Source organism: Micromonospora sp. WMMD714, assembly GCF_029581315.1.
Classification (GTDB): Bacteria; Actinomycetota; Actinomycetes; order Mycobacteriales; family Micromonosporaceae; genus Micromonospora; species Micromonospora rifamycinica.
Genome location: NZ_CP120744.1, coordinates 505,259 through 530,193 on the forward strand (window position 1 = coordinate 505,259; position 24,935 = coordinate 530,193).

Sequence of the window (24,935 nt, forward strand, 5' to 3'; positions counted from 1 at the left end):
GACCGGGCGGGGCCGTCGGCGGGACCGCCGGCGGTCCCGCACCGTCCCGGTCAGGCCCGGAGCACAACCTTGGTCAGGCCCGACCGGAGGACACCCCCGGGTCGGGCGGGGTCAGCAGTGACCGTCGAGCCAGCGGTGGACCAGGAACAGGGCGATCGACGACGGCGGCGGCAGGAGCACCCGGTCACCGTCCCCCGCGTCCACCGCCCGTCCGGCCAGCACCGCGCCGATCTCCCGCCGGGTGAACCAGCGGGCGTACGCGATCTCCGTCGGATCGAGCCGTACCGGCTCCCCCGGGTCCGCCTCGGCCAGGTAGCCCAGCATCAGCGAACCGGGGAACGGCCAGGCCTGGCTGCCCGCGTACCGGATCCGCTCGACCCCGACGCCGACCTCCTCGCGGACCTCACGCAGGACGGCCGCCTCCGCCGACTCCCCCGGTTCGACATAGCCGGCGAGGCACGAGAAACGCCGCTGCCCCGGGGTACGCGGCCAGGTGGCGTTGTTGCCCAGCAGGCAGCGACCCTCCGGACCGTCCACCCCGTCGTGCACCAGGACGATCATCGCCGGGTCGGTACGCGGCCACGCCCGGTGGCCGTCCGCGTCCACCCGCGACCAGCCGCCCTCGTCGACCTCGGTCCGCTTCCCGGTCCGCGGTGACCAACCGTGCCCCAGATGCCAGTTGACCAGGGCGAGCGCGGTGGTGAAGATCCCGGCGTCCCGGTCACCGAGCAGATGGCCGATCTCCCGCAGGTGGGCCGCCCGGGTGTCCGGCAGATCGGGCAGCGGGGCGTCCACCGCGAACACCGGCACACCGTCGGGCTCCACCCCGAGAAAGAGCGGGTACGCCTCCCCGGGCGACCCGACCTGTCCCGGCGCCCCGACCTGCCCCGGCGCCTCGACCTGGGCGGCGTCGCGGAAGACCAGCACCGGCGGGTTCACGTCGGCCCGGACCAGCGCCCGCCCCTCCCTGGTCGAGTCCAGGACCAGCACCCGGGCCCGCTGCCAGGCCTGCGCCAACCACTGCGGGTCGGTACGTCGGTGCGCGGCCCGGTCCAGCGTGGAACGGGCCAGCGGCGGAGCGGTCTCACCGCTCACGCCGACTCCGTACGCACCGCGGTGAGGGCGGCCAACGGACCGGCGACCCGCTCGGCGTCCCCGAGCACCACCACGACCGCCCCTGCCGGGGCGAGGTACCGGGCCGCCGCCTCGGCGACGTCGTCCACGGTGGCCTTCGCCAGTCGGGCCGCATGCTCGGCGATGAAGTCCAGCCGCAACCCGTTGCCGGCGTACGCACTGGTCAACGCGGCCAGCCCGGCCTGGGTGGAGATGCCGAGCTGGAGGGTGCCCAGGGCGTACTGGCGGGCCTGCTCCAGCTCCTCCGGGCCGGGCGGCAGCGACGCCAGCCGACCCAGCTCGTACGTCGTCTCCAGCAGCGCCGGGCCGGTCGCCTCGGTGGCCACCTCGGCCCCGGCGACCAGCACCGACCCGGCCACCGAGTGCTCGACCGACGAGTGCGGGCCGTAGGTGTAGCCCTTGTCCTCCCGGATGTTCTCCGTCCAGCGGGACGAGAAGTAGCCCCCGAAGATCAGGTTCGCCAGTTGCAGCGCGGCGTGGTCCGGATGGGTGCGCGGCACCGCCGGCAACGCGATCCGCAGCGACGACTGCACCGAACCCGGCCGGTCCACCAGCAGCAGCGGCCCCGGTTCCAGCGGCGGCGCGGGCGGCAGGTCGGCCCCCCGGCTGTCCCCGGTCCAGCCGGCCAGGGCCTTCTCCGCGGCGTCCAACGCGCGCTCCGGCTGGACGTCGCCGACCAGCACCAGCACCGCCTCGGCCGGGTGCACCCGGTCGGCGTGCAACCGGCGCAGCGCCGCCGGACGGACCGCGCGGACCTGCTCCGGCTCCGGCGTCTGCACCGCGTACGGGTGCCGGCCGTAGATCCGCCGGAGCAGCGCGGTACGCACCACCTGGGCCGGCTGGCTCTGCGCCACCTGGATCCGGTCCACCAGCCGGTCCCGTTCGGTCTGCACCCAGTCGGCCGGGTAGCTGGCCCCGGTCAGCACGTCGGCCAGGATCTCCAGCATCCGGTCCAGCCCGGTGACCAGCCCCGCGCCGGAGACCATCAGCCGGTCCGGGTCGACCCCGGCGGAGAGCCCGCCGCCGACCTTCTGCAGCTCGGCGGCGATCCGGGTGGCGGTGAGGGTGGCGGTGCCGGCGAGCAGCGTCTCGGCGAGGATCGCGCTGCGGGCCAGGTGGGTCCGGCCGAACGGCAGCCACAGCCGCAGCTCGACCAGGGGCACCGCGGGCCGGCGTACCGCGATCACGGTCAGCCCGTTACCGAGCCGCCGTTCGGCCTGCCTGGGCAGCTTGAGCCGCCGGGTCGGCCCGAGCGCCGGCAGCGCCCGGACGGTAGGGGTCAACGCACTCATCGGGCCGTCTCCGTTCGCGACTGCGGGGCTCGCAAACCCGGCTCACTCCTCGCACTCACCGGGCCGTCTCCGTTCGCGACTGCGGGGCTCGCAAACCCGGCTCACTCCTCGCACTCACCGGGCACCTCCGGGGATGATCTCGATGGAGGCGCGGCGGTCCGGGCGCAGCGTGGCGGCGGCGGCGCGGACCTGTGCCTCGGTGACCTCACCGACCAGCCGGGGCAGCTCGTTGAGCAGGCCCGGCTCGCCGCGCTGCTGTTCCAGCACCGCCATCCGCAGCGCCCGGCCGAGCACCGCGTCGGTGTCCCGCAGCAGGTGGGTGGCCATCCGCGCCTGGGTGCGGGCCAATTCGCCGTCGGTCAGCCCGTCGGTGGCCAGCCGGTCCAGCTCCTCGTCGACCGTGCGCAGCACCTTGTCCACGTCGCCGCCGGGCGGCAGGTGCGCCTGGAACAGCAGCGCGGTGGGATCGCGGACGTCGAACGGGTCACCCATGAAACCGAGGTAGCCGCCGAGGCCGGTGACGCTGCGGTCCCGCTGGACCAGCCGCTCGACCAGCCGGGACGCCTCCCCGTCGGTCAGCACCTCGGCGAGGACCGCGTAGGCGAGGTAGCCGGTGAAGTCGCCGACCGGATCGGGCACCCGCCACGCCGAGGCCACCGCCGGCAGCGGCGCCAGCCGATCGGTGTACGAGGTGCGCCGCTCGGCGGTCAGGTCGGGCTCGGTGAAGTCGGGGCGTTCCGGGGCCGGCCGGGCCGGCACGTCACCGAAGTGCCGTTCGACCAGGGCGGTCGCCTCCGCGACGTCGACGTCCCCGCTGACCGCGAGCACGGCGTTGCCGCTGGCGTAGTAGCGGCGGAAGAAGTCGGCGGCGTCGGCGACGGTGGCGGACTCCAGGTCGTCGAAGGATCCGTAGCCGTCGTGCGCGTTGGGGAAGGTGTCGAACATGACCGGCGGCAGGGTCAGCCAGGGGAACCCGCCGTACGGCCGGTTGAGCACGTTGACCCGGATCTCCTCCTTGACCACGTCGACCTGGTTACGCAGGTTCTCCTCGGTCAGCCGGGGGCCGCGCATCCGGTCAGCCTCCAGGAACAGCGCCCGTTCCAGGGCGTTGGCGGGCAGCGTCTCGTAGTAGTCGGTGTAGTCCAGGTGGGTGGAGCCGTTGAAGGTGCCGCCGGCACCCTGGACGTGCCGGAAGTGGGCCAGCTTCTCCAGGTTCTCCGAGCCCTGGAACATCAGGTGCTCGAAGAGGTGGGCGAAGCCGGTGCGGCCCTGCGGCTCGGAGCGGATGCCGACGTCGTAGACGACCGCCACCCCGATCACCGGGGCGCTGCGGTCCGGGGTGAGGACCACCCGTAGGCCGTTGTCGAGGGTGAACCGCTCGACCGGGTACTTCGTCGTGGGAATCTTCGCTCTCCGGGTCGGCACGTGATCGACCCTAGCGTGTCGTCACCGGCGACACGGCCGTCCTCGGGTCGCCCCGGGTGTCGGGGGGTGTGCGGCGACCGCTCCGGGTGTCGACGGGTGTGCGGCGATGAGCCCGAAAACCCCGTAAGAGGAGGGGTAAGCCGGCAATATCCGGGACTGTTGATCCCACGATATGGACTGTTCTTGACGCTGCCGGACCCCTGCCCCACTCTTCCTACCAACTAAATAGGAATACTGCGGATTGGATGGACGATGAGACGGCTCCCCTTCCGTCGGTTGGTCTCCCTCGCCACCCTCGCCGTCATCGGCGCGGCCACGATGGGGACCACCGCGGCGTGCGGTGACGACGACAGCGCCGGTGGCGGCGATTCCGGCCCGGTCACCCTGCGGCTGGGCTACTTCCCCAACATCACCCACGCGCCGGCCGTGGTCGGTGTCGAGAAGGGCATCTTCGCCGAGAAGCTCGGCAGCGACGTCAAGCTCGACCCCAAGACCTTCAACGCCGGCCCGGCCGCCATCGAGGCGATCTTCTCCGGCGCGCTCGACGCCACGTACATCGGCCCGAACCCGACGGTGAACGCCTTCTCCAAGTCCAAGGGCGAGGCCGTCCGGGTCATCTCCGGCGCCGCCTCCGGCGGGGTCGCCCTGGTGGTCAAGCCGGAGATCACCTCGGTCGAGCAGCTGCGCGGCAAGAAGATCGCCACCCCGCAGCTCGGCAACACCCAGGACGTGGCCATCCGCTACTGGCTCAAGGAGAAGGGCCTGAAGACCACCAAGGAGGGCGGCGGCGACGTCAAGATCGTCCCGCAGGAGAACGCCCAGACGGTGGAGACCTTCTCCAGCGGCACGATCGACGGCGCGTGGGTGCCCGAGCCGTTCGTCTCCCGGCTGGTCAACGCCGGCGGCAAGGTCCTCGTCGACGAGCGGGACCTCTGGCCCGACAAGAAGTTCGTCATCACCAACCTGATCGTCTCCACCAAGTTCCTCAAGGCCCACCCCGAGACGGTGAAGAAGCTGGTCGAGGCGCAGGTCGCGGCGAACGACTTCGTCAACGCCAAGCCGGACGAGGCCCAGCAGGCGATCTCCGACCACATCGGCAAGATCACCGGTAAGCCGCTGGACCTCAAGCTGATCAAGCAGGCGTGGCCGACCCTGCTGTTCACCAACGACCCGATCGCGTCCTCGCTCAAGACCGGGCTGGACCACGCCGTCGCGGTGCAGCTGACCCAGCCGGTCGACCTCGACGGGCTGTACGACCTGAAGTACCTCAACGAGGTGCTCAGGACCCAGGGCCAGGCCGAGGTCACCCAGCCGTGACGTCGACCACGACGACCCCGCAGAGCGCGACCGCCGCGGTCGCGCTCTCCGGGGTGACCAAGGTGTACGGGCGCGGGACGAACGCCGTCCTCGCCCTGGACGGGGTGAGCCTGAACGTCCGTCCGGGCGAGTTCGTCTGCCTCGTCGGCGCGTCCGGCTGCGGCAAGAGCACGCTGCTCAACCTGGTCGCCGGGCTGGACCGGGCCCAGGGCGGCACCATCACGGTGGCCGACGACGCGAACCCCGGCCTGATGTTCCAGGAGCCGGCGCTCTTCCCGTGGCTGACCGTCGAGGCCAACGTCGAGGTCCCGTTGAAGCTGCGCGGGCTGCCCCGGGCCGAGCGTCGGGAACGGGTGGCGGAGCTGCTGAGCACCGTCCACCTGTCCGACTTCGGCCGCAAACGGCCGCACCAGCTCTCCGGCGGCATGCGGCAGCGGGTCGCCCTGGCCCGCACCCTCGCCCTGGACACCCCGGTGCTGCTGATGGACGAGCCGTTCGGCGCGCTCGACGCGATGACCCGGGACATCCTGCACGACGAGCTGGAACGGATCTGGACCGAGCGGCAGCTCACCGTGCTGTTCGTGACCCACAACGTCCGGGAGGCGGCCCGGCTCGCCGACCGGATCATCCTGCTCAGCAGCCGACCCGGCCGGATCATCTGGTCCACGGAGGTGAACGTGGCCCGTCCCCGGCGCATCGACTCCCCCGAGGTGGCCGCGATCGCCTCCGAGGTCACCGACCGACTCCGTACCGAGGTGGGCCGCCATGGCAAATGACACCCTGACCGGCGCGGCCCGCACCGACGCGGAGATCTCCGGGCTGGACGCGCTGGAGATCGCCGGCCAGGAGAAGGAGGTCTCCCGGGGTGCCCGGCTCTGGGCGTCCACCTGGCCCAAGCTCGCCGCGCTCGGCATCGCCATCGGCCTGTGGCAGCTGGTGGTCTGGAGCGGGTGGAAGCCGCCGTACTCGCTGCCCGGCCCGGTCACCGTCGCCGAGGAGCTGGTCCGGCAGGCCAGCGGCCGGCAGCTCTGGGACGGGCTCGCCACCACGCTGCAACGGGCGGCGCTCGGCTATCTCTTCTCCGTCGCGGTCGGCCTGCTGGTCGGCCTGGCGGTGGCCCGGTTCACGGTGCTCCGGGCGGCGATCGGCTCGATGATCACCGCATTGCAGACGATGCCGTCGATCGCCTGGTTCCCGCTGGCCATCCTGCTGTTCGAGCTGAGCGAGAAGGCGATCTTCTTCGTGGTGGTGCTCGGTGCCGCGCCGTCCATCGCCAACGGGGTGATCAGCGGGGTCGACTACGTGCCGCCGCTGCTGGTCCGGGCCGGCCGCAACCTCGGCGCCCGGGGGCTGAACCTCTACCGGTACGTCATCGCGCCGGCCGCGCTGCCCGCCATCGTCGCCGGGCTCAAGCAGGGCTGGGCCTTCTCCTGGCGCAGCCTGATGGCCGGCGAGCTGCTGGTGGTCGGCATCTCCCAGACGTCGCTGGGCGCCCAGCTCACCTACTCCCGGGAGCTGTCCGACGCACCCTGGCTGCTCGCCACGATGATCGTCATCCTGGTGGTCGGGCTGGTGGTCGACGCCGCGTTCGGGGCGGCGGACCGGGCGATCCGCCGCCGCTGGGGCGTCCTGGACCAGGCTGGTCAGTGACGTGTACATCTCCGCGCGCAGCGACTATGCGCTCCGGGCCATGCTCGCCGTCGCCGCCTCCGGCGGCGGGCACGCCGGCCCCGACGACGGGACCGGCCGCCCCGACGGTGGGGTCGGTGGGGACCTGGTGAAGGCGGCGAGCCTGGCGCAGGCGCAGGGCATCCCGCTGAGCTTCCTCCAGGGCATCCTGCTCGACCTGCGCCGGGCCGGTCTGCTGCTCAGCCACCGGGGCACCGAGGGCGGCTACGCGCTGACCCGCCCCGCCGCGCAGATCAGCGTCGGGGACGTGCTGCGCGCCGTCGGCGGCTCACTGACCACCGTCCGCGGACTGCCCGCCGAGGACGCCGGCTATCACGGGGTGGCTGCCGGCCTACGCGACGTGTGGCTCGCGGTGGACGGCGCGATCGCCGTGGTGGTCGACCGGACCACGCTGACCGACCTGCTGGTCCACCGGGAGCAGACCGCGGCCCGTTGACCCGTGGACGGCGGCCACCCGGGTGGCCGTCCGACCGTCGACCCCCCAGGATCCGACGCTCGGACGGCCGCCCGGACCGCCGGCCCGACTCAACCCACGGTCAGCTCGACCGTGGACGGGCGTACCTCGTCGGGGGTGTGCAGCTCGACCAACCCGGCCGGGGCGGCCCGTCCCGGCCTCGGGTGCCAGGGCGCGAACGCCGCGACCATGGCGAGCAGGAGCCCGGCACCCGCCACGGCGAACACCACCAGCAGCTCGCGCCCGGCCCCCGAATCGGCGTCCCCCGCCATGGTCACCCCTCCCGTGCCCGGCCGTGCCGGCCGGTTCTTTCCCCCGGCAGCTAGCTTCGACCAGCCGCACCCGGTGGAACAGTCACCGATCGGACGCAATCGAGCCGGCAAACCGACCCATCAGCCAGCATGATCACCGACGGTCTTCCGGCGACCCCGCAGCGTCCATCCGACGGCCGGAATCCGGTCCCGACCGACGGTGTGCGTCACCGCCCACTCCCGGTCGACACGACGTGACGACCCCGCAACGGGACCGACCCGACCGGACGACGGTGCGGCACCGGCAGCACGCCGACACCACACCAGCGGTCCCGTCGGGTCGGTCCAGGCGTTCGGTGTCGGCCGCCGGGGGGACGGTGCTCGGTCAGGCGGTACGGGGGCGACGCGGCCGACGGGAGCGGCCCGACGCCCGGTGCGACCGGCCGCCCTCGCCACCGTTACCGGCAGCGGCCCGCGGCCGGGCGGCCGGAGCGGGGGCCGGGGCGACGATGGTCACCGGCACGCCGGACGGCTCACGCGCGCCGGTCACCCGGGCCAGCGCCCCGTCGCCGAGGCGTACCTGGGTGGACTGCGGCTTGATGCCGGCCACGCTCATCAGCCGGGAGACGTCCCGGCGCTGCTCGGGCAGGACCAGGGTGACCACCTGGCCGGCCTCCCCGGCGCGGGCGGTCCGGCCACCACGGTGCAGGTAGTCCTTCGCCTCGGTGGGCGGGTCCACGTTGACCACCATGTCCAACCCGTCGACGTGGATGCCCCGGGCCGCCACGTCCGTGGCGACCAGCGCGGTGACCTGCCCGGTCCGGAACTGCTCCAGGATCCGGGTGCGCTGCGGCTGGGACTTCCCGCCGTGCAGCGCCGCCGCGCGTACGCCCTTGGCGAGCAGTTGCCGGGCCATCCGGTCGGCGCGGTGCTTGGTCGCCATGAACAGGATGGTGCGGCCCTCGCGGGCGGCGATCTGGGTGAGCGCGGTGGGCTTGTCCGCCGCGTCGACGTGCAGCACGTGGTGGGTCATCGCGGTCACCGTGGCGGTGCCCGGGTCCACCGAGTGCGACACCGGGTTGCTGAGGAACCGGCGGACCAACCGGTCCACCCCGCCGTCCAGGGTCGCCGAGAAGAGCATCCGCTGGCCGTTCGGGGCGACCTGCTCCAGCAGCTTGGTCACCTGCGGCAGGAAGCCCATGTCGGCCATCTGGTCGGCCTCGTCGAGCACGGTGATGGCGACCTGGTCGAGCCGGGCGTCACCCCGGTTGATCAGGTCGTGCAGCCGGCCGGGGGTGGCGACCAGCACCTCGGCGCCGACGCGCAGCGCGTCCGCCTGCCGCTGGAGGGAGAGGCCACCGACCACGGTGGCGCAGCGCAACCCCAGCGCCCGGGCGTACGGGGTCAGGGCCGTGGTGACCTGGGCGGCCAACTCCCGGGTGGGGACCAGCACCAGGGCGAGCGGGCGGCCGGGGCGGGCCCGCTGGCCGGCGGTGCGGTGCAGCAGCGGGAGCCCGAAGGCGAGGGTCTTGCCCGAGCCGGTGCGCCCCCGGCCGAGCACGTCCCGACCGGCCAACGAGTCGGGCAGGGTGGCCGTCTGAATCGGGAACGGCTCGGTGATGCCCTGCGCGGTCAGCTCGGCGAGCAGCGCCGGCGCGAGGCCGGTCGCGGCGAAGGTGGGAATGGTCATGGTCATGCGGAATGCCTTCCTCGACGCGGCACGTGTCGAGGGAGGGCGCCGAGAGCCGGCGCGGTCTCCGACGGACTGGCCGTCGGGACTCACAAGCACGAACCGATGGGTTACGGGCCGGTCCGCCGCAGCACGCCGCGTCCCGCCGGAGCGGGGGGCGGCGCGGCGGACCGGTCCGTCACCGGGTCCGGTGGACCCGGTGGGTGTTACCGGACGATCCGAAGATCAGAGCGGGCGGATGTTCTCCGCCTGCGGGCCCTTCTGGCCCTGGGTCACCTCGAACTCGACCCGCTGGTTCTCGTCCAGGCTCCGGTAGCCGGAGGACTGGATCGCCGAGAAGTGGGCGAAGACGTCAGCGCCGCCGCCGTCCGGGGTGATGAAGCCGAAGCCCTTGTCAGCGTTGAACCACTTGACGGTGCCAATTGCCATCTGTTTCGTCTCCTTGACGGAACGTCGAGCCCGCACCTCGCGGACCCGAAGAGGAGCGCTCCGCGCGGGATGCGCGAATCGCCTGTTGTTTTTGGTCGCCCCGCCCGGAGAACTCCGGACACAACAAAGAGCGCCTGGGGCCACAATCCGCCAGGCGCACACAGAGTCTCTGGAAACCAAAACTGCAACAAGAACAACCTACCACGGATCTTCCGCCACGCCACCCCCCACCGGATTTTCCGGCAACCCGGCGATGATCGCGGTCAGCCCGTCGGCGTCCAGCAGGTCGGCCGGCCGCACCGTCACCCCGTCCCGGACGTAGTGGAAGGCGGCCCCCACCCGGTCCACCGGCACCCCGGCCAGCTCCGCCCAGGCCAGCCGGTACACGGCCAGCTGCACCGCGGCCACCTCGGCCTCCCCGGCGGTGGGCTGACGCCCGGTCTTCCAGTCGACCACGTCGTACCGCCCGCCGGGACGGGCGAAGACGGCGTCCATCCGGCCCCGGACCACCACACCGCCCAGCACCGTGGCGAACGGCACCTCCACCTCCACCGGCACCCGGTCGGCCCACTCGCTGGCCAGGAAGCGCTCCTGCAGCTCGGCCAGCGCCGCGTCGGGTGCGGCGTCCGCGTCGGCGGCACCCGGCAACTCGTCCAGGTCGAGCAGCCGGTCGGCCCCGAACCGGGTCTCCAGCCAGGCGTGGAACGCGGTGCCCCGCCGGGCGTACGGGCTGGGTGGGCCGGGCATCGGTCGGCGCAGCGTACGGGCCAGCGTGGCCGGATCCCGGCGCAGCGCCACCAGTTGGGTCACCGACAGGTGGTCGGGCAGCAGCACCTCGACCGCCTCGGCCCGCCGCAGCAGCTCCGCCCGCTCGGCCAGGAGCAGGTCCGCCTCCCGCCGCCACCGCAGCAGCTCCGGATCCGCCATCTCCGGCCCGGCCTCACCCCCGACCGCCTCGGGGTCGGCGGCGGCCTCCCGGCGGGCCGCGTCGGGGTCGGCCTCGCGGCGGGCCGCGTCGGGGTCGGCGAGGTAGCGGCGGACCAGCGCCGCCGCCTCGGTCAGGGCCGGCCGTCGCGGCCCGAGCGGGTCGGCCGGCCAGTCGGCCCGCAGCACCAGCTCGGTGGTCGGGTTGACCGCGTCACCGGCCGGCTCGGGCGCCCACTCGTCGACCAGCAGCCCGTCCCCACCCGCCAGACAGGCGTCGTACACCTCGCGGAGCAGCACCGACGGCCCCCGGAACCGCTTGGTCCCCTCGCCCCACCAGTAGCCGGAGCAGAGCAGCAGCCGGCGGGGCCGGGTCACCGCCACGTACGCCAGCCGGCGCTCCTCACGCTCGTCGTGCGCCCGCCAGGCGTCGGTGAAGTCGGCCATCGACCGGGCCACCCCGCGCTGGTCGGCCACCTCGGTGAGGTCGAGCACCGGCAGCCCGTCGGCGTCGCCGCGCAGCGGGAAGGGCAGCACCCCGAGCCCGCCCAGCCAGTGGTCGGAGTTGCGGACCTGGCCGGGCCAGCCGCCCCGGGTCAGCCCGGCGACCGCGACGACGTCCCATTCCAGGCCCTTGGCCGCGTGCGCGGTGAGCACCTGCACCGCACCCGCCACCACCTCGACCTCCCCCGGGGAGAGCCCGCGCTCCTCGTCCTCGGCGGCGGCCAGGTAGGCCAGGAAACCGGCCAGCGTCGCCGCCGGGGTCTCGCCGCTGAACCGGGCCGCCACGTCACCGAGCGCGTCCAGGTGCCCCCGGGCCAGCCCGGCGTCCCCGGTGCCGTCCCGGCCGGCCCGGACCGCCACCTCGACGTCCAGGCCGATGGTGCGTTCGACGTCCGCGATCAGCTCCGGCAGCGTCTGGTCCAGCCGGTACCGCAGCAGGGCCAGTTCCATCCCGTACGACCGCAGCCGCGCATACCCCTCCGCCGAGTACGCCTGCGCCGGCCCCAGGTCGGCCAGCGCCTCCACCAGGGTCGCCTCGTCGAGGGTGTCCACCACGATCTCCGGCCCGTCGTCGCCGGTCAGCTCCCGGCGGGACCGGGCGATGACCCGGGCCCGCCGGTGCAGGGCCACCAGGTCACGCGGCCCGATCCGCCAGCGCGCCCCGGTCAGCAGGCGCAGCAGCGACGCGCCGTCGGTCGGGTCGGCGAGCACCCGCAGGGTGCAGACCACGTCCCGTACCTCGGGGGTGTCCAGCAGCCCGCCCAGACCGACCACCTCGACCGGCAGCCCCCGCGCCCGCAGCGCCGCCTCGATCGCCGGGATCTGGCTGCGCAGCCGGACCAGCACGGCGGTGGCGGGGCGCTGCGGCACCGGGATGTGCTCGGGCAGCGCGCCCGGCATCCGGGCCGCCCCCCGCCAGGCGGCGAGCACGCTGTCGGCGATCCAGTCCGCCTCGTCGACGTAGCTGGGCAGCAGCGCGCAGTGCACCGTGCCGGCGGCCCGCCCGCGCGGGCTGCGGTGCGGGATCGGATCCCGGACGCTCAGCGCGGCGTGCAGCTCCGGCACCCGGGCGCCGGCGGCCCGCAACGGCACCGACAGCGCGTTGGCCACGCCGAGGATCTCCGGCCGGTTACGCCAGCTGGTGGTGAGGGTCACCGCCCCGGCGGGGGTGCCGTCGGCGCGGGCGAAGTCGGTGGGGAACCGGTCCAGCGTGCCGGCGCTGGCCCCGCGCCAACCGTAGATCGACTGGCAGGGGTCGCCGACCGCGGTGACCGGATGGCCGCCGCCGAACAGGTGGTTGAGCAGCACCACCTGGGCGTGGCTGGTGTCCTGGTACTCGTCGAGCAGCACCACCCGGTAGCGGTCCCGCTCGACCGCGCCGACCGCCGGGTGGTCCCGGGCCACCCGGGCGGCGCGGGCGAGCTGGTCGGCGAAGTCCATCGCCTCGAAGTCGTCCTTGCGCCGGGTGTACGCCCGCACCAGGGGCAGCAGCTTCAGCCGGGTCCGCTGGAGCTGGAGCGCCTTGCGGACGTCGGCGTAGACCCGGCCGGGATGGGCCTGCACCTCGGCGAAGAACCGCCCCGTCCAGGCGGCCAGCTCGTCCGGGTCGACCAGGTGCTCGTCCAGCTCGCCGGCCAGGGCCAGCACCGCGTCGGTGACGGTGCTGGGCATCCGGTCGACCTCGGACATGTCGCCGTCGTAGTTGCGCACCAGCAGGTCGACGAGCTGCCAGCGGGACGCCTCGGTGAGCAGCCGGGTGGTCGGTTCGTAGCCGGCCCGCAGCCCGTGTTCGGCGACGATCCGCCCGGCGTACGAGTGGTAGGTGGCGACGGTGGGCTCCCCGGCCAGCGGATCGTCCAGCGGGTTGCGGGAGCGCCGGCCGAGCCGCCGGACGAGCTGGTCGAGCCGGGTACGCACCCGGTGCGCCAGTTCGCCGGCCGCCTTCCGGGTGAAGGTCAGCCCGAGGATCTGCTCCGGGCGGACGTACGAGTTGGCGACCAGCCACACCACCCGGGCGGCCATCGTCTCGGTCTTGCCCGACCCGGCGCCCGCCACCACCAGCAGCGGGGCGACCGGTGCCGAGATGATCGCGGCCTGTTCGGTGGTCGGGGCGGGCAGCCGGAGCAGCCGGGCCAGCTCCACCGGCGTGTAGCGCGGGCCGGCGTCGGCGGCACGCGGCGCGGGGGTGCCGGTGCCGAACAGGGTCGGCTGGGTCACCGCTGCCCCCTCGTCCCGCACCGTGGCGCCGGCCGCCCGGCCGTCGGTGGCACGACCGGCACGTTCACTGCTCACCCGCCCGCTGGTCGCCGGCGGCCGGCGGCTCGACGACCTGCCGGCCCTGACCGGAGACGGGGCAGCTGGTCCGCACCGGGCAGACCCGGCACTTGGCGTTGGCGACGGCGGCGAAGGTCGAGGCGGCCATCGTATCGGCGGTGCGCCGGACCAGGGCGGTGGCCCAGCCGGCCTCGGGGCCCTGCCCGGCGGCGGCCTGGGTCTGCTCGCGGGCGTCCCGCGCGCCGGTGCCGAGCTGCACCAGCGCCGCGCCCCCGGCCTCGTCGCCGAACTCGGCGAACCCGCCCGCCTCCACCGCCGCCTGGTACGCCCCGAGCTGCGGATGCTCGGCCACCTCCCGCTCGGTGACCGTCGTCGACTTGCCCGTCTTGAGGTCGATCACCACGAGCCGACCGTCGGCGTCGACCTCCAACCGGTCCACCCGTCCGGTCAGCTCGACCGGGCGGGTCGGGTCGTCGAGGCGGACCGCGAACTCGTGCTCGATGGCGAGCAGCCGGCGCGGGTTGCCGGCCAGCCAGCGCAGGAGCTTGTCCACCATGGCCTCGGCGCGTTCCCGTTCCGGGCCGACCATCCAGCGGGCGGCCAGCTCGATCGCGTCGAACCGGGCGGCCACGTACTCCAGCAGGGCGGTCCGGTCAGCGCTGGCGTCCTCGGCCAGCATCGCGGCGGCGTGCACCAGGTTGCCGACCCCCTGGGCGGCGCTGGCCGGTCCACTGCCGCCGTGCCGTTCGAGCAGCCAGCGCAGGCTGCACCGCAGGGCGCTCTCCATCCCCGACGGGGTGACCCGGACGGCCTCGCCCTCGTCGACCAGGGGCCGGTCGTCGGAGAGGCCGCGCAACCCCCACCAGTCGTCGGGGTGCGCGCCCGGGATGCCGGCGGCGGCCAGCCGGGCCAGCTCGGCCGCCGCCGCGCGCCGCCGGGCCACCGACGCCCCCGGTTGGACGATCGCAGTACGCAGCTCCGCCACCAGCGCGGACAGGGTCAGTGCCCGGGGCACCCGCCCGACCGGCAGCTCCCGGGACGACTCCTCCCCCGGCCCTCCGGACAGCTCCTCAGCCGGCCCTCCGGACGGGTGCTCCCCCGGCCCTCCGGGCAGCTCCTCAGCCGGCCCGTCGCCCCCACCGACCCCGCCACTGTGGGCAGCCAGCGGATCTTGGCGGGAAAGTGCCCCTCCGGGGGCCGTTTCCCGCCAAGATCTCTGGTCGTCCACACCGACGGCACCGGGCGGGGTGGTGGGGGTGGGTGGGGTGGGGTCGTTGCCGGTGGGGGCGTTGTTGTCCTGGTCGGGGACGCCGAGTTCGTGCAGGAAACGGCTGGGCTGCTCCTCGTGGTCGTCGCCGCCGACGGCCGCCGACGCGACGGCGGTGACCAGCAGCCGGCGCCGGGCCCGGGTCACCGCGACGTGGAAGAGCCGACGTTCCTCGTCGAGCAGCGCGGAGGTCTGCCCGACCAGACCGGCCCGGACACCGGTGCCGTCCGCCCGGCCGACCAGCACGTCGACGAGCCGCTCCGAGCCGAGCAGGCTGCCGCGCAGCCGCAGGTCGGGCCAGACGCCCTCCTGCACGCCGGCCACCGCGACCAGGTCCCATTCCAGCCCCTTGGCGGCGTGTGCGGTGAGCAGGCGGACCGCCTCGCCCCGGTCGGCGCTGGCGGCCAGGGTGTCCGCCGGCAGGTCCTGGCCGAGCACGTGGTCGAGGAAGACCTCCGTCCGGGCGCCGGGTAACCGGTCGACGAACCGGGCCGCCGCGTCGAAGAGCACCAGCACCGCGTCGAGGTCCCGGTCGGCGGCCTCGGCCCGCCAGCGCTGGGCGGTCTCGTGCTCGCCGGTGGCCTCCTGCCCACGGATGATCGCCCCGGCCCACCGCTCGGCCAGGCCGCTGGCGCTCCACACCGCCCAGAGCACGTCCTCGGCGGTCGCGCCGGGCACCGCCGCGGCCGTCCGCGCGGTGGCCAGCAGCTCCGCCACGGTACGGGCCGGTGCGACCCAGCGCCGTTCGATGCCGGCCAGCTCCGCCGGGTCGGCCAGCGCCTCGACGATCAGCTCGCCGGAGGGCCGCCGGTCGCCGCGGGCCAGCGCGAGCGCCCGCAGCCCCTGCCGCAACCGCCGCTCGGCGAGCGGATCGGCCCCGCCCAGCGGGGAGTGCAGCAGGGCGATCGCGGACTCCTCGTCCAGCCGGGCCGGTTCGAGCGCGCAGCGCAGCAGGAGCAGCAGCGGGGCCACCGCCGGTTGCAGGTGCAGGGGCAGGTCCTCGCCGTGCACGACGGTGGGCACCCCGGCGGTGTGCAACGCCCGGCGCAACGAGGGCAGGTGCAGGTGCGTCGAGCGGACCAGCACCGCCATCGCCGACCAGGGCACCCCGTCGAGCAGGTGGGCGGAGCGCAGCGCGTGGGCCAGCCAGGCGGCCTCGCTGGTGGCCGAGCGGAAGGTACGCACCTCGACGCTGCCGGGCGCTGCGTCGGGCAGTGGGCGCAGCCGCCGGTGTCCGGCCGGGCCGCGCAGCCGTCGGGCCAGCCGGCCGGTCGCGCCCAGCAGCACCGCGCCGGCCCGGTAGGAGGTGGTGAGGGTGACCTGCGCCGCCGGTGCCCCGGAGGCCGTCCGGAACCGGTGCGGGAAGGCGGCCACCACGGCCGGGTCGGCGCCCCGGAAGGCGTACGTGGAGGAGTCCGGGTCGGCGAAGGCGACCAGGGGCCGGCCGCCGTCGGCCAGGACGGCCAGCAGGTCCTGCTGGGCCGGGTCGGTGTCGGCCAGCTCGTCGACGTAGACGTGGGCCAGTCGGCGGCGCTCGGCCGCCAGCAGCTCCGGATCGTCGAGGAGCATCCCGGTGGCGGCGCGCACCAGCTCGGCCGGGTCGTACGCCACGGAACCCCGGTTGCCGACGTCGCGCAGGGCGAGGACGGCGACGTACTCGCGGAGGAACCGGGCGGCGGCCGGCCAGTCGGCGCGGCCCAGCTTCTCCCCCAGCCGGGCCAGCTCGACCGGGCCGACCCCCCGCTCGGCGGCCCGCATCAGCAGGTCGCGGAGCTGGGCGGCGAACGCCCGGGTACGCAGGGCGGGGAGCAGGTCGTCCGGCCAGCCGACCGGGTCGTCGTCGGGTGCGGTGCCCACGACGTCCAGCAGCTCGCGGATGATCAGATCCTGTTCGGGGCCGGTGAGCAGCCGGGGGGACGGTTCACCCCGCTCGGCGGCGGCCCGGCGCAGCAGCCCGAAGGCGTACGCCGGGAAGGTGCGTACCAGCGGTTCCCGCAGCACCCGGTGGCCGTCGGCGGCGATCCGGGCCTCGATCCGGTGCCGCAGCCCGGTGGCCTGCCGACGGCCGAAGGTGAGCACCAGCAGGCGTTCCGGGTCGACCCCCTCGGCGACCCGGGCGGCGACCGCCTCGACCAGGGTGCCGGTCTTGCCGGTGCCCGGCCCGCCGAGGACCAGCATCGGCCCGTCGGTGTGCGCCACCACTTCGTCCTGGAGCGGATCGCGCCGCCGGCCACCGGCCCGTCCGACGGCTCCGGCTGACGCCTGGTCGTCACGCCCGCCGCCGCGCGTCCGACCCGGACCCGCCCGGCCGGGCACCCGGTGGCTCGGGGTACGGGTCGCGTCGGGGCGCGCGGCGTCATCCGTCGACCCCCCGGGCCGCGGCTCCCCCTCGACGTCCGGCCCGGCCCGGCCCGGCCCCCCGGTCGCCCCGCCGTGCCGGCCGTCCCCCCGGACGTCCGCGGCGGACCGCCCGTCGTCGGGGCCAGGTCCGGCAGGTCGGCGCACCAGCCGGTACCCCTGCACCCCCACATCCCACCATGTCGGTACGACACACCCCCGGACCGGTCCCCGGGGATCAGGGCAGCCGCGACTCCAGCGCGTCCAGCGCGGTGGCGACGGTCGGGGCGACCGTGAGCAGCTCCAGACCGGCGGGCTTGAGGAAGGTCTGGTCGGTGATCGTGGCGAGCCAGTCGAGCAGCGGCCGGTAGAAGCCGTCGGTGTCGACCAGCACCATCGGCTTGGCGTGCATGGCCAGCGTGGCGGTGGTCCAGACCTCGAACAGCTCGTCCAGGGTGCCGAGGCCGCCGGGCAGGGTGAGGAACGCGTCCGACTTGTCGATCATGAGGGTCTTGCGGCTGGCCATACTGTCGGTGACCAGCAGTTCGTCGGCGTCCCGGTCGGAGACCTCCAGGTCGATCAGCGCCTGCGGGATCACCCCGACGGTGCGCCCGCCGGCCGCCCGCGCCCCGTCCGCGAGCGCGCCCATCATCCCGACGCAGCCACCACCGCTGACCAGCGTGTGCCCGCGCCGGGCCAGCTCCGCCCCGGTCTCGGCCGCCAGGTCCAGCCAGCGCTGGTCGAGGGTACGGGAGGACGCGCAGAAGACACAGATCGCCGCCATCGCCTCAGCCCTCCCGTCCGTCGGCGTCGCCCCGACCCGGGCCGCCGGCCCCGGTGTCGTCCGGTCCCGGGTCGCCGGCACCCACGCCGGCGGACCGGCCCGGACCGCCGGCAGGCGCGGCGGCGTCGGCGGCCCGGCGGGCGGCCTGCTGGTCGGCGGCGGTCCGAGCCACCGCCTCCTCGCGGACCTCCTCCTGGTCGGTGGCGAGCGCCGCCTCGGCGGCGACGATGTGCCGCACCGCCGCGTCGACGTCGTCGGTGAGGCAGATCAGCTCCAGGTCCACCGGGCCGATCTTGCCCTCGGCGACCATGCTGTCCCGCAGCCAGTCGAGCAGCCCGCGCCAGTAGTCGGTGCCCATGAGCACCACCGGGAAGCGGGTCACCTTGCCGGTCTGCACCAGGGTGAGCGCCTCGAACAGCTCGTCCATGGTCCCGAAGCCGCCCGGCAGCACGACGAACGCCTGGGCGTACTTGACGAACATGGTCTTGCGGGCGAAGAAGTAGCGGAAGTCGATGGCCAGGTCGACCCAGTCGTTGAGCCCCTGCTCGAAGGGGAGTTCGATGCCCAACCCGACGGAGAGGCCACCGGCCTCACGGGCACCCCGGTTGGCCGCCTCCATCACGCCGGGACCACCACCGGTGATGACGGCGTAACCGGCCCGGGCGAGGGCGGCACCCAACTCCTCGGCCAACCGGCACTCCGGACTGTCGGGTTTACTACGCGCGGAGCCGAAGACGCTCACCGCGGAGGGCAGATCGGCCAGCGTGTCGAACCCCTCGACGAACTCGGAGAGGATCCGCAGCGCCCGCCAGGCGTCCTTGGTCTTCCAGTCGCCACGCCCCCGGGAGTCCAACAACCGCTGGTCAGCGGTGCTGGTGGGGATCGCGCCCCGGCGCAGCGTGACCGCTCCCCGGTGCCGCTCCGGATCGCGGCCCGACTGCCGCCCGTTGCTCTGACTCATGACAGCCACCGTAGTGGAGGCGCACGTCACGCCGGTGGCGGCCGGCGGGCCGAGGAAAAAGTTCGCGATCTTGGGCAACTAATTCTGTCGCCCGTACGTCTTACTATTCACATACCGGGTATGGCCCGGCGCGCGCCTTCGGGGGAGGAGCAAGCGTGATCAGCAACAACGAGCGGATGCGGATCCGCCGGCAGATGCAGCGACGGATCAACGAGGTGGTGGCCGAGCGTCGGCGTGCCCGGCAGCTCGAGGTGCCGGCGGAGCCCGCCGCCCAGCCCCTCGACCCCGCCGCCGAACCCGACACCTCCCACCTCACCCCCGCCTGACCCCCAACCCCAACCCCGACCCCTCTCCCGCCCCGCCATCCGCCGCACCGGTCGGTGATCAAGAGCTTTACGTCATCCGCGAGCCCCCGGGTGACCTGAACCTCTTGATCACCGGGCTCGGCGCGGGGTGCGGCGGCGCGGGGAGGTTGGGGTGGGGGGTGGGGGGCCGGGGGTGGGGTTGGGTCAGGCCGGGGTGAGCCAGCGGTGGAGGGTGGCGGCGCCGTCGCGGATCTTGGTCAGCTCGACGTGCTCGTCGCGGTGGTGGGCCAGGTTGGGGTCGCCCGGGCCGAAGTTCAGCGCCGGGATGCCCATCGCCGCGAAGCGGGCCACATCGGTCCAGCCCAGCTTGCCGATCGGGGCCGCGCCCACCGCCGCCAGGAACTCCTGCGCCACCGGCGCGTCGAGCCCGGGGCGCGCACCGGCCGCCGCGTCGGTGACCGTCAGCTCGAAACCGTCCAGCACCTCCCGCAGGTGCGCCTCGGCCGCCGCCGGGTCACGGTCCGGGGCGTACCGGTAGTTGACCTCGATGTCGCAGCGGTCGGGCACCACGTTGCCGGCCACCCCGCCCTGGATCCGTACCGCGTTCAGGCCCTCGCGGTAGTCGCAACCGTCGATGGTGACCCGCCGCGCCTGGTAGGTCGCGAGCCGACGCAGCACCTCGCCCGCACCGTGGATGGCGTTGACCCCGTGCCAGGACCGGGCCGCGTGGGCGCGTTCCCCGTGGGTGCTGACGACCGCCCGCATGGTGCCCTGGCAACCGGCCTCGACGATGCCGTACGTCGGCTCCAGCAGCACCGCGAAGTCGGCCTGGAGCCATTCCGGATGCGCCTCGGCGACCAGGGTGAGCCCGTTGTACCGCGACTCGATCTCCTCGGCCTCGTAGAAGAAGTACGTCACGTCGTACCGGGGGTCGGGCAGGGTCACCGCCAGGTGCAGCGCGAAGGCCACCCCGGACTTCATGTCGGAGGTGCCGCAGCCGTACATCAGGTCCCCGCGCATGGTCGACGGGAAGTTGTCGTTGTGCGGCACCGTGTCCAGGTGCCCGGCGAGCACCACCCGGGAGCCCCGACCGAGGTCCGTACGCGCCATCACCGTGTTGCCGTGCCGGAAGGTGCTCAGGTGCGGTACCCGGCGCAGGACCTCCTCGACGCAGTCGGCGATGGCCTTCTCGTCGAGGGACACGGACTCGATGTCGACCAGGGCACGGGTGAGCGCCACCGGGTCGGCCAGGACCTCGGGGGTCAGCGGGTTCTCCATGGTTCGCACGGTACCGTCCTGAACGGTGGGCACGAGGGGTGAGCCCGCAGCCGCGAACGAGAGGGTAGAACAGTGACGTCCCAATCCGCCTGGGGTATCGGCCTGGCCACCGTGACCGCCGCCGAGCAGGTGCTCGACACCTGGTACCCGACCGGCAAGCTGGGGCTGGGCGAGTTGCCGCTGGTGCCCGGCGAGGACCAGGCCGACGTGCTCGACCTGCCGCCGGGCGCGGTCGGCGAACGGTCCCTGCCCGGCCTGCGTACGGTGCAGGTGGTCACCGTGATCGGCGCGCTGGACGAGCCGATCAAGGACGCCACCGACGCGTACCTGCGGCTGCACCTGCTCTCCCACCGCCTGGTGCGGCCCAACGAGCTGAACCTCGACGGCATCTTCGGCAAACTGGCGAACGTGGCCTGGACCTCGGCCGGCCCGTGCCCGCCGGAGCGGGTGGACGAGCTACGGGTGATCGAGCGGGCCGCCGGCCGCCACCTGGCGGTGTACGGGGTGGACAAGTTCCCCCGGATGACCGACTACGTGGTGCCCGCCGGGGTGCGGATCGCCGACGCCGACCGGGTCCGGCTCGGCGCCCACCTGGCCACCGGCACCACCGTGATGCACGAGGGCTTCGTCAACTTCAACGCCGGCACGCTGGGCACCTCGATGGTCGAGGGCCGGATCGTGCAGGGCGTGGTGGTCGGCGACGGGTCCGACATCGGCGGCGGCGCGTCGATCATGGGCACCCTCTCCGGCGGCGGCACCGACCGGGTCCGGATCGGCGAGCGGAGCCTGGTCGGCGCGAACGCCGGGGTCGGCATCTCGCTCGGCGATGACTGCGTGGTGGAGGCCGGCTGCTACCTGACCGCCGCCTCGAAGATCACCCTGCCGGACGGCCGGGTGGTCAAGGCCCGGGAACTGTCCGGTGTCGACGGGCTGCTGTTCTGGCGCAACTCGGTCACCGGCGCGCTGGAGGCGAAGCCGCGCACCGGTCGGGGCATCACCCTGAACGCCGCCCTGCACGCCAACGACTGAGCCGCCCCGGCCCCCGCCGACTGAGCCGCCCCGCCCACCGACCGCGGGGCCGGGTCGCGCCGTCGGTGGGCGCACGGGTCCGGGCCCGCGACGAGACCGTCGCGGGCCCGGACGTCGGTTCACCTCAGGCGGTAGGCCTGGATGATCCGGGTGCTCGCGGTGTTGCCGTCGGCGTCCCGGGCGGTCGCCCGCAGGGACACGTACCCGGCACCGGCCGGGTGGTCGACCAGCGCCACCGTGCCCTGGCCCGGCACCTTCACCACGGTCGCCCGCCGCCAGGTCTTCCCGCCGTCGTACGACACGTCCACGCCGAGCTTCACCAGCTTGGCGGTGCCGGTGTCCGGCTGCCGCCGCACCTGCACCGGGACGGCGAAGACCCGACCGGTCGGGGCGGTGTTGTCGGCCCTCAGCCGCGGGGTGAAGCGGATCTCCGACAGCGGCAGCCGCTTCGGCGTGTCACCGGCCACGTGCCCGGAGCGGAAGGTCCAGCTCGCCTCCACCTCGGTGCCGAGGTCGGTGAGGTCCCGCCTGGCCCCGACGGTCAGTTGGTAGTCGGCGGCCCCGGCCGGCACGGTGAACTCGCCGTACCCCGGGTTGTCGAGCTCCGCCACCAGCTTGCCGTTGCGCCACAGGGCGGTACGGGCGCTGTCGGTCAGCGACCCGCCGGGGTGTCCGGCCGCGTCGCTGTGCAGCGGCACGCTCACCATGATGGTGTCCCCGAGCCGGGTGACACCGTCCCCCGGCCAGCGTGGGGCGGGCAGCGACGGCCCGAGCGGCGCGGCCCCCCAGGTCTCGGTGGTCCGGCGGCCGGCCGGGTACTTCGTGGGCAGGCCCACCAGGACCGCCTGGACGTCGATCCAACCCGCCTCCGGGTCGCGGACGCCGAAGTCCAGCTCGGACTCCCAGCGCACGCCCCTGGTGCTGTAGTGCTCGGTGCGCTGGCCGGGCAGGTCGGTCGGCAGGACGACCGCCCAGCCGCCGAGGTTGTGGCCGCTGTCCGGGAAGACCAGCCGTTCGGCCGCCATCTTCGGGTACGGGTCACGGAACGTGTGCACCACGGTGGCCAGGTCGCCCCGCCGGTAGTCGCGCACCAGCCCGCTGGGCAGCTTGCCCGGCACGACCTCGCCCAGCGCGTACAGGTAGGGGCTGAACTCGGCCTCCTGGTCGGCCCACTGGCTGTTGAAGGTGGCGACGAACTCGTCGCCCGACACCGCCGGGCCGAGTTGGCCGGTGGACAGTCCGTCGAAGGTGCCGAAGGAGACGATGCCGAACCCGTAACTGCCGTCGTCGGGCAGCAGGTAGTTGGCGCTGATGTCGACCAGGGAGACGGTGGCGTCGGCCTGCGGGACGGTCATCCGTACCGGCTTGGCCTTCCGCAGGTCGACGGTGACCGCCGTGTCGCCGTCGACCACCAGCTCCGGTTGGGCGAGCATGCCCAGCCCACCCGACTCCTCGTCCGGTCCCGGCTCGAAGAAGACGCTGCTCAGGCCGTACCGGCCCTTGGGGAGCCGGAGTTCGGCGACGCCGTCGGCCTCGGACACCTCGTGCAGGTCGCCGTCGGCGAGGTCGACCAGGGTGGTCACGTAGTCGCCGCCCGGCTTGCCGCCCCGGTCGAGGTGGGTGAGCGTCACGGGGTAGCTCTCCACCTCCCGGTGCACGGCCAGCGGGGTCACCGCGACGGTGCCGCCGGAGCGGGCCACCACCCGGCCGGTCCAGTAGCCGTCAACGCCGAGCCGGGTGTCCGCGGTGACAGTGGTCTCGGCCTGTCCGCCCGCCGGGACGGTGATCCGGTCGACGCCGAGGGTGAACATGCCGGCCGGCGCGGCGGCCCCGCCCGGCCCCTTGACCTCCACGGTCAGGTCGAGGGTGAGCGGCGTGGCGCCGCCGTTGCGCCAGGCGACCGTCCGGGTGACCGGGGCGTCGTCGCCGTGCGGCCACAGGGTCCGGCCGAACGAGACGCTGACCGGGTCGGTGGTGACCTGCTCGGTGATGGCCCGGGTCAGGTCCACCCGACCGGCGCCCTGCTCGTAGGCGGTCTGCGTGGGGTGCGGCTTGGCGGCGGCCATCAGGGTCGCCTTGAGCTGCCCGGCCTTCCAGCCGGGGTGCTGCTGGGCCAGCAACGCCACCGAGCCGGCGACGTGCGGGGTGGCCATCGAGGTGCCGGAGAGCGCGACGTACTGCGTCCCCACCGGGTCGCCGATCTGGCCGTCGGCGGAGCGGGCGGCCACGATGTCGACGCCGGGGGCGGTGATGTCGGGCTTGAGCGCGTCGTCGCCGACGCGGGGCCCCCGGCTGGAGAAGTCGGCGAGTTCGTCGTCCCGGTCGACCGCGCCGACGGTGAGTGCGGCGTCGGCGCTGCCCGGTGAGCCGACCGAGCCGTCCCGGCCGTCGTTGCCGGCGGCGATGACGAAGAGGCTGCCGGTCTGGGCGGTCAGCGTCTGGACGGCCTCCTCCAGCGGGTCGACCTCGGGGGTGTCCCCGCCGCCGAGGCTCATGTTGACCACGGCGGCCTTCTTGTCGACGGTGGCCCACTGCATGCCGGCCAGGATCGCCGACTCGGCACAGCCGGACTCCTCGCAGACCTTGCCGTCGAGCAGCGTCGCGTCCGGTGCGACGCCCTTGTACTTCCCGCCGGAGGCGGCACCGCTGCCGGCGATGGTGGACGCGACGTGGGTGCCGTGCCCGACGGTGTCCTTCTGGTCCGGCGTGTCGCTGAAGTTGCGCGCCTCGGCCACCTTGCCGGCCAGGTCGGGGTGGGTGGCGTCGACACCGGTGTCGAGCACCGCGACGCTCACCCCCTTACCGGTCCAGCCGGCCGCCCAGGCGGTGGGTGCGCCGATCTGGGGCACGCTGTGGTCGAGGGAGACCGCGCGGCGGCCGTCCAGCCAGATCCGCTCGACGCCCCCTGCCGCGTCGAGCCGGGCACCGCCGGCACGGTCGGTGAGCGTCGACCAGACCGTGCCGGCCGAGGACTTGCCGGCGGTCAGGGCCGCGCCCCGGATCGCCGGCAGGTCGCGGGTCACCCGGGTGCCCGGTAGCACGGCCGCGCCGCGCCGGGCCTGCCCCTCGTGGTACGACACCAGCAGCGGCAGGTTGTCGCGGTGGGCGTCGTCGTAGCGGGCGGCGATCAGGCCGGTGACGTCGAACAGTCGCCGGTCGACCTGCCCCGAGCGCACCAGTGGCACCGCGTCGCGGGGCACCACGGAGAGGTGGCCGCGTTCCCGGCGGACCAGGAACTGCTGGTGTTCCCGGCCGGCGCCGGGGCGGACGGCGGTCCCTCCGGCGCGGGTGACGGTGACCTGGTCACCGGTGATCAGGGTGACCGTGGTGGAGCCCACGGCCGGCGCGGCCGACCGGGGCGTGGCCGGCGTGCCGGGCGCGGCGGTCGCGCTCGTCGCCGGTAGGCCGAGGGCCAGGGCTAGCACGAGGCCGCCGATGGCGGTTCTTCTGGTTCTGTGCAACGGATCCCTCCTTCTGGGACGTCTCCATGACAGGAGTCATATCGACGCCCTAGAATTGCATACTCGGTATGCAAAAAGAAGTCCGGATGATGACCTTCCGACCACATTGTCGAGACACCACCCCGTCGTC

At 74.2% G+C, this 24,935-nt stretch carries 17 protein-coding genes and 1 pseudogene; 6 read left to right on the forward strand and 12 right to left on the reverse strand.

What is annotated here, in order from left to right; all coding sequences use genetic code 11:
• Positions 1 to 111: 111 nt before the first annotated feature.
• The 3 genes from nudC to O7625_RS02285 all read right to left on the reverse strand — a co-directional run bounded on the left by nudC (position 112) and on the right by O7625_RS02285 (position 3,851).
• Positions 112 to 1,095, reverse strand: a complete 984-nt coding sequence (gene nudC / locus O7625_RS02275; protein ID WP_282343946.1) for an NAD(+) diphosphatase — start codon at positions 1,093 to 1,095, stop codon at positions 112 to 114.
• Positions 1,092 to 2,426: a pitrilysin family protein gene (locus O7625_RS02280; protein ID WP_282343948.1), complete on the reverse strand. Its 1,335-nt coding sequence runs from the start codon at positions 2,424 to 2,426 to the stop codon at positions 1,092 to 1,094. Before O7625_RS02280 ends, nudC begins: the two co-directional genes overlap by 4 nt.
• 114 nt (positions 2,427 to 2,540) lie before the next feature.
• A complete protein-coding gene (locus O7625_RS02285) occupies positions 2,541 to 3,851 on the reverse strand; it encodes a pitrilysin family protein (RefSeq protein WP_067308503.1) in 1,311 nt (436 codons plus the stop codon).
• Between the two features lie 252 nt (positions 3,852 to 4,103).
• On the opposite strand from O7625_RS02285, the gene O7625_RS02290 reads away from it, so the two are divergent.
• From O7625_RS02290 to O7625_RS02305, 4 genes are read left to right on the forward strand one after another with little or no spacing between them, the layout of a single operon-like run.
• Complete coding sequence (locus tag O7625_RS02290; protein WP_282343951.1) at positions 4,104 to 5,168, forward strand: ABC transporter substrate-binding protein; 1,065 nt, start codon at positions 4,104 to 4,106, stop codon at positions 5,166 to 5,168.
• A complete protein-coding gene (locus tag O7625_RS02295; protein WP_282343953.1) occupies positions 5,165 to 5,944 on the forward strand; it encodes an ABC transporter ATP-binding protein in 780 nt (259 codons plus the stop codon). Before O7625_RS02290 ends, O7625_RS02295 begins: the two co-directional genes overlap by 4 nt.
• Positions 5,934 to 6,818 carry an ABC transporter permease gene (locus O7625_RS02300; protein WP_067308513.1) on the forward strand — a complete coding sequence of 295 codons (885 nt, stop codon included), beginning with the start codon at positions 5,934 to 5,936 and terminating at the stop codon, positions 6,816 to 6,818. Before O7625_RS02295 ends, O7625_RS02300 begins: the two co-directional genes overlap by 11 nt.
• A 1-nt stretch (position 6,819) precedes the next feature.
• Positions 6,820 to 7,293 (forward strand): Rrf2 family transcriptional regulator, encoded by a 474-nt coding sequence (locus O7625_RS02305; protein ID WP_067308516.1) that lies wholly within the window; start codon positions 6,820 to 6,822, stop codon positions 7,291 to 7,293.
• A gap of 89 nt (positions 7,294 to 7,382) precedes the next feature.
• Here O7625_RS02305 and O7625_RS02310 read toward each other — a convergent pair whose 3' ends face one another.
• From O7625_RS02310 to O7625_RS02340, 7 genes and pseudogenes are all read right to left on the reverse strand, one after another.
• Positions 7,383 to 7,583 (reverse strand): hypothetical protein, encoded by a 201-nt coding sequence (locus O7625_RS02310; RefSeq protein ID WP_067308522.1) that lies wholly within the window; start codon positions 7,581 to 7,583, stop codon positions 7,383 to 7,385.
• Positions 7,584 to 7,947: 364 nt separating this feature from the next.
• Positions 7,948 to 9,258, reverse strand: a complete 1,311-nt coding sequence (locus tag O7625_RS02315) for a DEAD/DEAH box helicase (RefSeq protein ID WP_282343956.1) — start codon at positions 9,256 to 9,258, stop codon at positions 7,948 to 7,950.
• 219 nt (positions 9,259 to 9,477) lie between these two features.
• The gene (locus O7625_RS02320; protein WP_007464836.1) at positions 9,478 to 9,681 is read right to left on the reverse strand and encodes a cold-shock protein; all 204 of its coding nucleotides are present in this window, start codon (positions 9,679 to 9,681) and stop codon (positions 9,478 to 9,480) included.
• Between the two features lie 198 nt (positions 9,682 to 9,879).
• Entirely contained in the window at positions 9,880 to 13,326 is a 3,447-nt protein-coding gene (locus tag O7625_RS02325; RefSeq protein ID WP_282346781.1) for an ATP-dependent DNA helicase, read from the reverse strand.
• Between the two features lie 64 nt (positions 13,327 to 13,390).
• Complete coding sequence (locus tag O7625_RS02330) at positions 13,391 to 16,966, reverse strand: ATP-dependent DNA helicase (RefSeq protein ID WP_282346782.1); 3,576 nt, start codon at positions 16,964 to 16,966, stop codon at positions 13,391 to 13,393.
• 259 nt (positions 16,967 to 17,225) lie between these two features.
• Positions 17,226 to 17,771, reverse strand: a complete 546-nt coding sequence (locus O7625_RS02335) for a TIGR00730 family Rossman fold protein (RefSeq protein ID WP_282343958.1) — start codon at positions 17,769 to 17,771, stop codon at positions 17,226 to 17,228.
• A gap of 145 nt (positions 17,772 to 17,916) precedes the next feature.
• Positions 17,917 to 18,732: pseudogene (locus tag O7625_RS02340) on the reverse strand (TIGR00730 family Rossman fold protein); the annotation flags it as partial.
• Between the two features lie 155 nt (positions 18,733 to 18,887).
• Here O7625_RS02340 and O7625_RS02345 point away from each other — a divergent pair.
• Entirely contained in the window at positions 18,888 to 19,058 is a 171-nt protein-coding gene (locus O7625_RS02345) for a hypothetical protein (RefSeq protein WP_157517574.1), read from the forward strand.
• A gap of 183 nt (positions 19,059 to 19,241) precedes the next feature.
• Here O7625_RS02345 and dapE read toward each other — a convergent pair whose 3' ends face one another.
• Entirely contained in the window at positions 19,242 to 20,315 is a 1,074-nt protein-coding gene (dapE, locus tag O7625_RS02350) for a succinyl-diaminopimelate desuccinylase (RefSeq protein ID WP_089004161.1), read from the reverse strand.
• 72 nt (positions 20,316 to 20,387) lie between these two features.
• Here dapE and dapD point away from each other — a divergent pair, with 72 nt between their 5' ends.
• A complete protein-coding gene (dapD, locus tag O7625_RS02355; protein ID WP_282343961.1) occupies positions 20,388 to 21,344 on the forward strand; it encodes a 2,3,4,5-tetrahydropyridine-2,6-dicarboxylate N-succinyltransferase in 957 nt (318 codons plus the stop codon).
• 119 nt (positions 21,345 to 21,463) lie between these two features.
• Here dapD and O7625_RS02360 read toward each other — a convergent pair whose 3' ends face one another.
• Positions 21,464 to 24,805, reverse strand: a complete 3,342-nt coding sequence (locus tag O7625_RS02360) for a S8 family serine peptidase (protein ID WP_282343963.1) — start codon at positions 24,803 to 24,805, stop codon at positions 21,464 to 21,466.
• Between the last annotated feature and the right edge of the window lie 130 nt (positions 24,806 to 24,935).

Excerpts from the sequence above, each read along its gene's own strand:
- O7625_RS02280 (WP_282343948.1), bottom strand. The coding sequence starts at position 2,426 with ATGAGTGCGTTGACCCCTACCGTCCGGGCGCTGCCGGCGCTCGGGCCG.
- O7625_RS02290 (WP_282343951.1), top strand. The coding sequence starts at position 4,104 with ATGAGACGGCTCCCCTTCCGTCGGTTGGTCTCCCTCGCCACCCTCGCC.
- O7625_RS02300 (WP_067308513.1), top strand. The coding sequence starts at position 5,934 with ATGGCAAATGACACCCTGACCGGCGCGGCCCGCACCGACGCGGAGATC.
- O7625_RS02310 (WP_067308522.1), bottom strand. The coding sequence starts at position 7,583 with ATGGCGGGGGACGCCGATTCGGGGGCCGGGCGCGAGCTGCTGGTGGTG.
- O7625_RS02315 (WP_282343956.1), bottom strand. The coding sequence starts at position 9,258 with ATGACCATGACCATTCCCACCTTCGCCGCGACCGGCCTCGCGCCGGCG.
- O7625_RS02320 (WP_007464836.1), bottom strand. The coding sequence starts at position 9,681 with ATGGCAATTGGCACCGTCAAGTGGTTCAACGCTGACAAGGGCTTCGGC.
- O7625_RS02335 (WP_282343958.1), bottom strand. The coding sequence starts at position 17,771 with ATGGCGGCGATCTGTGTCTTCTGCGCGTCCTCCCGTACCCTCGACCAG.
- dapE (WP_089004161.1), bottom strand. The coding sequence starts at position 20,315 with ATGGAGAACCCGCTGACCCCCGAGGTCCTGGCCGACCCGGTGGCGCTC.